9 protein-coding genes and 3 tRNA genes are annotated in these 10,481 nt (G+C 39.9%); 8 read left to right on the top strand and 4 right to left on the bottom strand.

All coding sequences use genetic code 11. The features are described from left to right. Positions 1-246: 246 nt before the first annotated feature. The 3 genes from H5160_RS19780 to uvrD all read right to left on the bottom strand — a co-directional run bounded on the left by H5160_RS19780 (position 247) and on the right by uvrD (position 5,411). A complete protein-coding gene (locus tag H5160_RS19780) occupies positions 247-1,095 on the bottom strand; it encodes a chemotaxis protein (RefSeq protein ID WP_182738490.1) in 849 nt (282 codons plus the stop codon). A gap of 103 nt (positions 1,096-1,198) precedes the next feature. After that, positions 1,199-3,268 carry a GNAT family N-acetyltransferase gene (locus H5160_RS19785; protein WP_182738492.1) on the bottom strand — a complete coding sequence of 690 codons (2,070 nt, stop codon included), beginning with the start codon at positions 3,266-3,268 and terminating at the stop codon, positions 1,199-1,201. Then, positions 3,246-5,411, bottom strand: coding sequence for a DNA helicase II (uvrD, locus tag H5160_RS19790; RefSeq protein ID WP_002963007.1), 2,166 nt, complete (start codon positions 5,409-5,411; stop codon positions 3,246-3,248). Before uvrD ends, H5160_RS19785 begins: the two co-directional genes overlap by 23 nt. Before the next feature lie 303 nt (positions 5,412-5,714). Here uvrD and H5160_RS19795 point away from each other — a divergent pair, with 303 nt between their 5' ends. The 3 genes from H5160_RS19795 (at position 5,715) to H5160_RS19805 (ending at position 7,128) form a co-directional block, all read left to right on the top strand. Further along, complete coding sequence (locus H5160_RS19795) at positions 5,715-5,939, top strand: hypothetical protein (protein WP_002963009.1); 225 nt, start codon at positions 5,715-5,717, stop codon at positions 5,937-5,939. Positions 5,940-6,055: 116 nt separating this feature from the next. Then, positions 6,056-6,424, top strand: a complete 369-nt coding sequence (locus H5160_RS19800; protein ID WP_002963010.1) for a YacL family protein — start codon at positions 6,056-6,058, stop codon at positions 6,422-6,424. An 80-nt stretch (positions 6,425-6,504) separates the two neighbouring features. Then, a complete protein-coding gene (locus H5160_RS19805) occupies positions 6,505-7,128 on the top strand; it encodes a dUTP diphosphatase (RefSeq protein ID WP_002963012.1) in 624 nt (207 codons plus the stop codon). A gap of 15 nt (positions 7,129-7,143) precedes the next feature. Here H5160_RS19805 and yrfG read toward each other — a convergent pair whose 3' ends face one another. Continuing rightward, positions 7,144-7,791, bottom strand: coding sequence for a GMP/IMP nucleotidase (yrfG, locus tag H5160_RS19810; protein WP_165724387.1), 648 nt, complete (start codon positions 7,789-7,791; stop codon positions 7,144-7,146). 61 nt (positions 7,792-7,852) lie between these two features. Between yrfG and nudE the strand changes: the two genes are divergently transcribed. From nudE to H5160_RS19835, 5 genes are all read left to right on the top strand, one after another. Beyond that, the gene (nudE, locus tag H5160_RS19815) at positions 7,853-8,425 is read left to right on the top strand and encodes an ADP compounds hydrolase NudE (protein ID WP_165744910.1); all 573 of its coding nucleotides are present in this window, start codon (positions 7,853-7,855) and stop codon (positions 8,423-8,425) included. Then, complete coding sequence (gene cysQ / locus H5160_RS19820) at positions 8,418-9,221, top strand: 3'(2'),5'-bisphosphate nucleotidase CysQ (RefSeq protein ID WP_002963016.1); 804 nt, start codon at positions 8,418-8,420, stop codon at positions 9,219-9,221. Before nudE ends, cysQ begins: the two co-directional genes overlap by 8 nt. Positions 9,222-9,357: 136 nt before the next feature. Beyond that, positions 9,358-9,434: transfer RNA gene (locus H5160_RS19825), tRNA-Met, on the top strand. A gap of 80 nt (positions 9,435-9,514) precedes the next feature. After that, positions 9,515-9,591, top strand: a tRNA-Met gene (locus H5160_RS19830). 143 nt (positions 9,592-9,734) lie between these two features. Further along, a tRNA-Met gene (locus H5160_RS19835) sits at positions 9,735-9,811 on the top strand. Positions 9,812-10,481 lie beyond the last annotated feature (670 nt).

Genomic DNA, 10,481 nt, shown 5'->3' on the forward strand with positions numbered 1-10,481 from the left:
TAGTGAAACGAAACAGCGCCGATGATAGTGTAGCATTTGCTATGTGAAAGTAGGACATTACCAGGCTTCAAATTGTAGAGAGCCCGACTAGAAATAGTCGGGCTTTTTTACGTCTGCAGAAAAGTGAAATATGGGGAGTAACGGACATTACATACTCGATTCTTCTCTAATTCATCTAAATGTACAAGTTGAGCGGAATAGCTCATTATTCCAGTACTAAAGTTAATAACCAAATTTAAAGGCTATTTAAAATAGTCCATAAGCTTGGGTTTCTTCACTTTCAGATTCTTCTAGTTGAGCTGGTTTAAATATTACGCTTGGATCAATTAATACACTATGCTTTTGGGGGAGCTTGATTAATCCTAGCATCATATTTTTAGTTTGTGGGTCTAGATCAAAACCAACCTCAGTGAGCTTATCCAGTGGCTTTATGTCTTCTTTTTTATAGTCGATATTATCTTCAACCTTATCTACTAATAAACCAACATGTGGATTTAGTCCGTCTTTGGTGGTGAAAACAATAATAGGTTTATAGTCTAAGGTTATTTGCTCTTTAGCGGATTCAAATAAACGCTCAAGCTGAATTAGACTATTACGCTTAATTTTGTCGAGCAGAGCTGATACTTGTTTATGATCACTTCGATTATGGGCTGCTATAGCTGCTTTTGCTGTTTCTAGTAATGATTGGAAGGGCTCGTCAAGCCGAGACATTGTTAATTTTAAGTCTTCATTGTCGGTGTTGAATTCTTTGTAAAACAAAACAAAATCTTGTAGTTCGGCGTCATTATTTGAAATAGAAGCCGAGCTATTTAATAAGTTACTTTGAAGGGTATTAAACCAGTCTAATAGTTTGTCTTGCCATATTCTTAGTTGTTTTAGTACATGCGCATTACTTTGTTCAGTTGAGATATTATTTAAAATAATACCTAAATCAAAAACAGGTGTTGGTATATCCATATAATCTTTAACACCAATAAAGCTTTTATTATTGTTTGGTAAAGTTGTTAGATTATTGTCAAAGCGCTCAGTTAATAAAATATCGAGTATTTTTAGCGAAATTGTTTTGCAGCCCACTTTAAAGTTTATTAATTCCATGCCTTTATCTTAATTTACCTATTAATGCTTTAAGGATAGAACAAATTAAATAAATAGCTTAAAGATGGATAAAATTTAACAGAGATAGGGCAACTAGAAATTATTAGATGGTGCTAGTGAGGTTTTTTATGGCACGTTTAAATTGATTCTCAAGCTGCTTTTTTCCTAATAAACCTAAGTGTTGAATCACTTTTTCATTACTTTCATTTTGAAGTACTAGCTTTATTAAAAGTTGTTTATCCGACTCTGTTAATTGAGATATACAAGAAGGTGACTGGTTCACTACCTGCCAAAGAGTTGCAGAGATACTAAATTGAGTGAAGTTACTTTTAGTGAGCAGCGCTAATCGGTCGTGAGTCTCTAGGCTTATTAACTCGTCGCTAAATCCTTCAATTATAATATTCACGAGTTGCCAATCTAGTGTTTTAAAGTGTGTTAAAAGAGCATAAAAGAAATCGTTTTTAAACTGCTTTTTTAGGGGTTGGAGAATTGTACTTTTGTCACTCAAGCATTTAACCACAAGCGCCGAATGTTCAGCGGTGCTTTTATCGCGTTGATAACCTAATTTTACAGTATCAAACCCTAGGTTTTGCCAAAAATTAAGTAACTGCGCTGTTGCGCCAAAGCTTGCACCAAGCCAACTACATTGGCTTTTTACCTGCGACTCGCAATAACTAAGTAACTTTTTACCAAGTCCAATATTGTGGGAACTCGGATCAATCGCTATTCGTACAACGCGGGCGCTCAGTTGTGTTAAACAGTCATTATTAAAGCTAAGTTGTGAGAGTGCTTGCGCCATTAAATGTCCTTGCGGACGGCGCTCTCCACTTATAACTTGTAGGGCAAGTTCTTCACTCAAACCACCTTCTATGGCGATTAAGCATACGCCAACTAATTGATTATTAATTTTGCTAATAAATAGTCTTTGCGATGGTGCGTCTAGTAGTTGGCGTAAGTCGTTGACACAACTTTGATAGTGAGCCAGTGCAAGTAGGGCAATAACTTGCTGCAGTAAAGATTCATTGTTTACAAGGGATTGCTGAGTTACTTCGCTATGAATTGGCTGCTCTAATTCATCACTACTTAACTCTATATATTCTGCATCGAGTGCAAGCAAGTTGCGAATGTGCTTCTCGAGGGGATCGTGTTTAGCAAAACGCAGTGGCTCATCAAGCGTTACAACTTTAGAGGCTTTATAGTGTGCTTTAATATAGTTACTAAAGCGAATGGTATAACCCCTACCATTGCCCTCATACCCAACCAGAGTGCTTGCAAATACTATACGAGGGTAATGAGCTAGCATTAGTAGTAATAACGGAACAGGGATTGCTGCAGCTTCATCAACGAGTAGTAAATCGCACTCAGGTAGTGTGTTTAATAACGCGTCAGGTGCAACGTAGTGCAAGTTGGCGAGCTGTTTATGTTCAGCGTTGTATTGAAGGCTTAACTCTTGGGCTAAATGTTTAAAGCTGCTATGGGTCGCTTTAAACTGAGTGCTGCAAATAATTACTTTTTTATCAGTTAGTTTTGCCGTTGCTAAGCCAAGTGCTGCCGACTTACCTCTGCCTCTATCAGCATTAATAAGTAAAGGTCTGTTTGCACGGCCATTAGCTACTTTTACTATCTGCTCAATACAGTTTTGCTGTGGTAGATAATCAATTTTATTATGAGCTACATAGCTGGCGTTATGATTAATACAGCCATTTTTTTCACTAAAGTGAAAAGCAGGTAACGGTTTAATAATAGTCGCGAAACGTTGATTAAATATGCTGTAGTCAATGCTCTGACCGTGTGATTGCACTGTACTTAATGCGGGATCTTGCCAAGAGGCTAAATTATCTAGTTCAGGCAGTAATAAAAACAGTATACCGCCTGCTTTAACGGTGCCGGCAAGTGCTGCAAGTTTATCAGGGTGCAAACCACTAAAACCATCGTAAACAGCATGAGCAAATTCTTGCCCTAAAATTTGGTGTGTGCGAGTAGGCCAGTACGAATTTTTAATCGCGCACTGCTTTGATACAACAAGTGTATTGTTTTCATCTATTAATGAGTTAAGTATTTCATAACACCAAGCTGGGCTGCCCGTGATCAACACTAGCTGACGATGATACGCGCCAGCTAATTGTTGCTCTAACTCATTTAGGTGTGCTTTATACCGCTTGTAATCGTGCATAGGCCGTTACTAACCATTTGCTACCAAGGTCGTCAAAGTTAACTTGTACGCGAGATTGTGCGCCACTACCTTCATAATTCAGTACAGTACCAATACCAAACTTAGCATGCAGTACGCGTTGTCCTAAGTTAAAGCCACTGTCTTCAAATGCGGCATGGCTAACTGATGCGCTAAAACGCCCAGCGGCAGGCGGGCGAGAAACCTGTGTTTTAATACGGATTTCTTCTACGCAGTCTTCAGGGATTTCGCGTAAAAAGCGAGATGGGCTATGGTATTTTTCTTGCCCGTATAAACGGCGACTCTCAGCATGGCTAATGTATAACTTATCCATTGCTCGTGTCATGCCTACATAACAAAGGCGGCGCTCTTCTTCTAAGCGACCCGACTCTTCGTTGCTTTGCTGAGAAGGGAACATGCCTTCTTCTACGCCTACCATAAACACTAGCGGAAACTCTAAGCCTTTAGCTGAGTGAAGCGTCATCATTTGTACGGCGTCTTCGTGTTCTTCTGCTTGTCCTTCACCTGACTCAAGTGACGTATGGGCTAAAAAGCCTTGTAAAGGTGAGCTGTACTCTTCGTCTTCAGGCAGCTCATACTGATCACAAGCGCTAATTAGCTCTTCTAAGTTTTCTACGCGAGCACGGCCTTTTTCACCTTTTTCGGCTTGGTACATTGCCATTAAGCCTGAGGTTTGAATTGTGTACTTGGCTTGCTCATGCAAAGTTAGATCGCTAATTTTATCTTCTATTTGTTCTACTAGTTCTACAAACTTACTTACTGCACCAGAAGCACGACCAGATAAATGCTGTTGTTCTACAATTGCTTTTGCGGCATACCAAAGCGGTAACGATTCTGCTCGTGCACAATCGCGTATATGGCTCAATGTTTTATCGCCAATACCGCGTGCTGGCGTATTAATTACACGCTCAAACGCGGCATCGTCTTGACGATTACCTACTAGGCGTAAGTACGACAACGCATCTTTAATTTCTTGTCGTTCGAAGAATCGCATACCCCCATAAATACGGTATTTTAAGCCTTCTTGCAGCATGGCCTCCTCGAGTACACGAGATTGCGCGTTACTACGGTATAAAATTGCGGCATCTTGTAGGGCATTACCTGCATTTAACCAGCTTCGTAGTTTGCTACTTACAAAGCGTGCTTCGTCTAACTCATTAAATGCCGCATAAATAGAAATTGGCTCGCCATCGTTACCGTCGGTCCATAAGCTTTTACCCATACGCTCTGAGTTATTTTGAATTAATGCATTAGACGCTTTCAAAATAGTTGCTGTTGAACGGTAGTTTTGTTCAAGACGAATGGTTTCTGCGCTAAAGTCAGTTAAAAATCGTTTAATATTTTCGATTTTAGCACCGCGCCAACCGTAAATACTTTGGTCATCGTCGCCTACAATCATGATACTGCTTGTATCGCCTGCAAGTAACTTTAACCAAGCATATTGAATGGTATTTGTATCTTGGAACTCGTCTACGAGCATATGTGCAAAGCGTTGCTGATAATGACGCAGTAACGTTGGGTTATTTTTTAACACTTCGTAGCTGCGTAGTAATATTTCGGCAAAATCTACTAGGCCTGCTCTATCACAGGCCTCTTGGTAGGCGGCGTAAACACGCAGCATCATTTGCTCGTTAATATCGTATGCTTGAATATCTTTAGGGCGAAGTGCTTCATCTTTTTTAGCGCTGATGTACCAGCCAAATTGTTTGGCGGGCCATTTTTTATCATCGATATTCATCGATTTTAATAAGCGCTTGATCATCCGAAGTTGATCGTCAGAGTCTAAAATTTGAAAGGCTTCTGGTAAGTTAGCTTCACGGTGATGAGCACGTAAAATACGATGCGACAAACCATGGAACGTACCAATCCACATACCACCTACAGGGGCTTTTAGTGTTTCTTCAACGCGGCTACGCATTTCTTTAGCCGCTTTATTAGTAAAGGTTACGGCAAAAATACTGTAAGCAGATGCTTGCTCAACTTGCATAAGCCACGCAATACGATGAACTAACACTCGTGTTTTACCAGACCCAGCACCTGCTAATACCAGCATGTTTTGTAGTGGGGCTGCAACGGCATCGCGTTGTTTGTCATTTAAGCCATCGAGTAATTGTGAAACGTCCATCGTTACGCCTTTTTAATCAATATTGTGGGCAGTATAACAGGTGTTTTTGTTAGGCTAAATAAAATACTGTTTTTATAAACAGCTATTTATAAAATAGCCTTAAAAACGAGTAACTTGATAATTTTTTGAACAAACAAAAAAGCGTAAACGCACAATAAAAATTGCTAATTTGACCTAAAGTTAGCAAAATTTACTAACTCTCTAAATCTAGACTAATTTAACTATTTGATTTGTAAGCTTTAATAAATTGGCATAGAGTGTGTAAGTAAATAATTATAAAATCAAATAAATACAGAGGTTAGTATGGCAGATCAAGGTTCTGGCGGTAACGTAATCGCAGCATTATGTAATATATTTTTTCCTGGTTTAGGGCAGTTAGTGCAAGGGCGTATTTTAGCGGCTATATTTTTTGCACTCGCTATTATAATAAGTTACGCACTAATTTATGTGCTTGTAGGTTTTGTACTAGTGCCTATTATTTACTTATGGTCGATTATTGACGCAGCGCGTTATAGATCGCGAAGTTAACTGCTTTAAAGTTGAATAAAATAGCGCCCTTGTGGCGCTATTTTACTTTATATGTCCTGTGGTTTGCGGGCGTTTACGTATATAATTACGCAATTAAAGATTTACAGGCAAATCCTATGGAGTATCAATTTATTCGCGACCCTATTAGTGGGCTACGTATTAAAATAAGTAGTGAACACGCTATTATTGGTCGCTGGCTAAACGAAGAAATAGGCAAAGACAAAGTAGCTATGGTTCAAGCGCTTATTGCATCGGTGAGTTCAAGCTATGAGCCGCTAACGCTAAAAGGCCAAGAAATAGATTTAATATTAACCAAAGACGAAGCACTATTTGAAGCCCATGCGCTTCATCAAGACAGTGAAGACCTAATAGCGTATCAAGATGACGATTTAGCGCTTGAAGAAAATGGTTTAAGTAGTGGTTGTGGCTTTGAAGATTTCATTGATTTAATTGATTCATGGGCTGAATTTAGCGGCTCAAAGTAAACTACATATTAAGATAGTGCTGATGCGTTAAGCTTCCTTTATCTGTACTATTACACTAATCAAAAACGACAGGAATGAATATGTCTGCCAATTTAAACAAGCTAGTAGTTATGCTAGAAATGCAAAACGCCATGAACACTAAAGTACATGAGCAATGGTTTACTCAAGGATTCGAATGGTACCGCGCTATTTGGGTTGAGTGCGCTGAAATGCTGGATCATCATGGTTGGAAATGGTGGAAAAAACAAACACCAGATACTGAACAAGTTATTTTAGAGTTGGTTGATATTTTTCATTTTGGTCTATCGCTTAGAATTGACGGCAAAACTAGCTACGAAGACTTAGCAAAGCAACTTGAAGCTGAGCTTAGTAATGCTCAACAAGCGGATGACTTTAAACAAACGCTAGAAATATTAGCGGCTTCCGCCGTTGCAGATAAAACGTTTAATGCCGCTGCCTTTGCCGGCTGTATGGCGCAAATGGGTATGGATATTGATGATTTATATCGCGGCTACGTAGGTAAAAATACGTTAAACTTTTTCCGCCAAGATCACGGCTACAAAGATGGTAGCTATATTAAAGAATGGAACGGGCAAGAAGATAACGAGCATTTAGTTGAAGTAGTTAAAAGCCTTGATACAGAACATGCAGATTTTGCAAAGTTAGTATACCAAGGCCTTGAAGCGCGTTACCCAAAAATCTAGCCCACGTAAACTGAGTTAAATAATCTTACGATAGTCGGTAACACTCAGGTAATCGGCTATTTCGTTATGTGGTTGTTGGCTATCAGGGTTAGCAACTGCCAGTAAGTGCTCGATGCCGTATTCTCGTGCGGCATTTAATACCGGCACACTGTCATCTACAAACAAAGTGCGCTGCTTATTAAACCCTAAGTCTTTTTGTACTTGGTGCCACAAACTTTGCTGCTCTTTACTTACTCCATATTCATGAGTAGACACTACACCATCTAGGTAGTTATCAATCGCTGTATGCTCAAATTTCAGCATGACACTCTCAGGGTGGGCGTTGGTAAGTAAAATTAACTCTTTGCCTGCTTTTTTAAGCTCGGTTAAAAAATGAGGTACGTCTTCGCGCATTTTAATTAAATGCTGAGACTCTCGTTTAAGCTCCATTATAGGCAAGTTTAATTGCTGCTCCCAATAATCTAAACAATACCACTGTATTTGACCGCTCACAGCTTGATAGCGTTTTAAAATATCTGCTTTAGCTGCATCTAGGCTAATGCCTCTAGCTAATGCGTGTTGCGCAGGGATAACGTTAAGCCAAAAATGACTGTCGTAATGTAAATCGAGTAATGTTCCATCCATGTCGAGCAAAACGGTATCGATTTTTGACCAATTTAACATAGGAATTTCAACTTATAAGGTTTATTATTGAACTAACTGCCATGATAGCAAATTAACGCCAATGACACAGAAAAAGCACCCAACACCACCACAAATCCTCAGTAACAATGTTGTTGCTAAAAGTCGCCTGTTTACTGTGGAGTCTTTAGAGTTAAAGTTTTCTAATAACGAAGAGCGCCAGTATGAGCGAATTCGCGGCGGTGGCCGGGGAGCAGTGATGATTGTTCCGTTAAGTGCAGATAATGAGTTACTACTTGTACGTGAATACTGTGCGGGCACAAACAATTACCAGTTAGGTTTTCCTAAAGGCTTAATCGATCCGGGCGAAACCCCAGAGCAAGCTGCTAACAGAGAACTTAAAGAAGAAATTGGCTTTGGCGCTGAGTATTTTAAACCATTAAGAACAGTAACAATGGCGCCGAGTTACTTTAATGCCACAATGCATATTTTATTTGCTAAGCAATTATACCCAAAAACCCTTATTGGTGACGAACCAGAGCCGCTAGTTGTTGTTAAGTGGCCATTAACTCAGTGGCAGTCATTATTAGACCAAGAAGATTTTACCGAAGCACGCAGTGTTGCAGCTTTGCTATTATTAGATAAGTATTTAGCGTCTGGAGCTGCCGATGAATAAATTAATCGAACCGTGCATTGAATTAGCTGAGCGTGCTGGCGATGCAATTATGGCCATTTATAAAAAAGGCGATATTGGCCAACAAGAGAAATCAGATAATACGCCTGTTACCAAAGCTGATTTAGCAGCAAATGACGTACTGGTTGCTGGATTAAAAGCACTTGCACCCGATATCCCAATTATGTCGGAAGAAACACCTATACCTGCACTCGCCGATAGACAGGACTGGCAGCGTTATTGGTTGCTCGATCCGATGGATGGTACAGGCGAATTTATTTTAGAAAGTGGCGACTTTGCAGTAAACATTGCATTGATTGAAAATAATCATCCTGTGCTTGGTGTTATTCATTGGCCTGCAAAAGGTGTGACTTATTTTGCTACAGCTAAAAATGGTGCCTTTAAACGTGAAAACTCAATTGATAAGCAAATATCTGTAGCGCCGCCAGAGAGCTTGACGCTTGCAGTGAGCCGCCGCCAAAAAATAGAAGCGGTGAGTCAGTATTTAAATAGTCAGTTTACAACGATTGCTATTGGTTCGTGTTCTTTAAAAGCCTGTACTGTTGCAGAGGGCAAAGCAGATTGTTTTTTAAGAATTGGTCCAACGGGAGAGTGGGATACAGGTGCTTCACAAGTTATTGTTGAAGAAGCCGGTGGTTGTATTACCGATGCAGAATTTAACCCGCTAACGTACAACCAACGCGAGAGTACTGAGAACCCTGACTTTATAGTAATGGGACATCCCGACTGGGAATGGCAAAAAATGATTAATCCACATCAAAGATTGAGCGCAGAGTAGTAATTTGATTGCTTTTTGTTCGGTTGAACAACTTTAATTAGTTTAGGTCTTGCATTAAATGTTTATTCCTATATAGTAGCGCTCTCTTCAAGGCAGGCACGTAAATATTACGAAAATGCTTTAAAGAAATTACAGGCGCGGGATGGAGCAGTCTGGTAGCTCGTCGGGCTCATAACCCGAAGGTCGTCGGTTCAAATCCGGCTCCCGCAACCAATTTCCTTAGGGATTGAGGTTACTGTAAACTCTAACTTAAGAGATAAAATAAAGTAGTCGATAGACTTAAAATATACAGGCGCGGGATGGAGCAGTCTGGTAGCTCGTCGGGCTCATAACCCGAAGGTCGTCGGTTCAAATCCGGCTCCCGCAACCAATTCTTTTATAAAGATTTAGTGCAATAGGTAGTTTTAAAAGGTCGTCGGTTCACTCTTCACCTTCACAGCTCCCGCAATAAATTTTTTAATTGGAAGCCAAGTTGTAATGTAAGCAACTTTAAATAAGTCTACAAATTTCAGGCGCGGGATGGAGCAGTCTGGTAGCTCGTCGGGCTCATAACCCGAAGGTCGTCGGTTCAAATCCGGCTCCCGCAACCACTGAAATAAATAAGAATGAAACGGCACGCTTAAAGCGTGTTTTTTTATGTCTAAAATTTAGTGTGTATATTGTGGCTCATAACCCGAAGGTCGTCGGTTCACCTTTTATAAGTTCAGGCTCCCGCAACCACTGAGATAAATAAGAATGAAACGGCACGCTTAAAGCGTGTTTTTTTTATGTCTAAAATTTAGTGTGTATATTGTGGTTCATAACCCGAAGGTCGTCGGTTCACCTTTTATAAGTTCAGGCTCCCGCAACCACTGAAATAAATAAGAATGAAACGGCACGCTTAAAGCGTGTTTTTTTATGTCTAAAATTTGGTGTGTATATTGTGGCTCATAACCCGAAGGTCGTCGGTTCACCTTTTATAAGTTCAGGCTCCCGCAACCACTGAAATAAATAAGAATGAAACGACACGCTTAAAGCGTGTTTTTTTATGTCTAAAATTTAGTGTGTATATTGTGGCTCATAACCCGAAGGTCGTCGGTTCACCTTTTATAAGTTCAAGCTCCCGCAACCACTGAAATAAATAAGAATGAAACGACACGCTTAAAGCGTGTTTTTTTATGTCTAAAATTTGGTGTGTATATTGTGGCTCATAACCCGAAGGTCGTCGGTTCACCTTTTATAAGTTCAGGCTCCCGCAACCACTGAAATAAATAAGAATGA

Source organism: Pseudoalteromonas sp. SG43-4 (assembly GCF_014164325.1).
GTDB classification, from domain to species: domain Bacteria; phylum Pseudomonadota; class Gammaproteobacteria; order Enterobacterales; family Alteromonadaceae; genus Pseudoalteromonas; species Pseudoalteromonas distincta.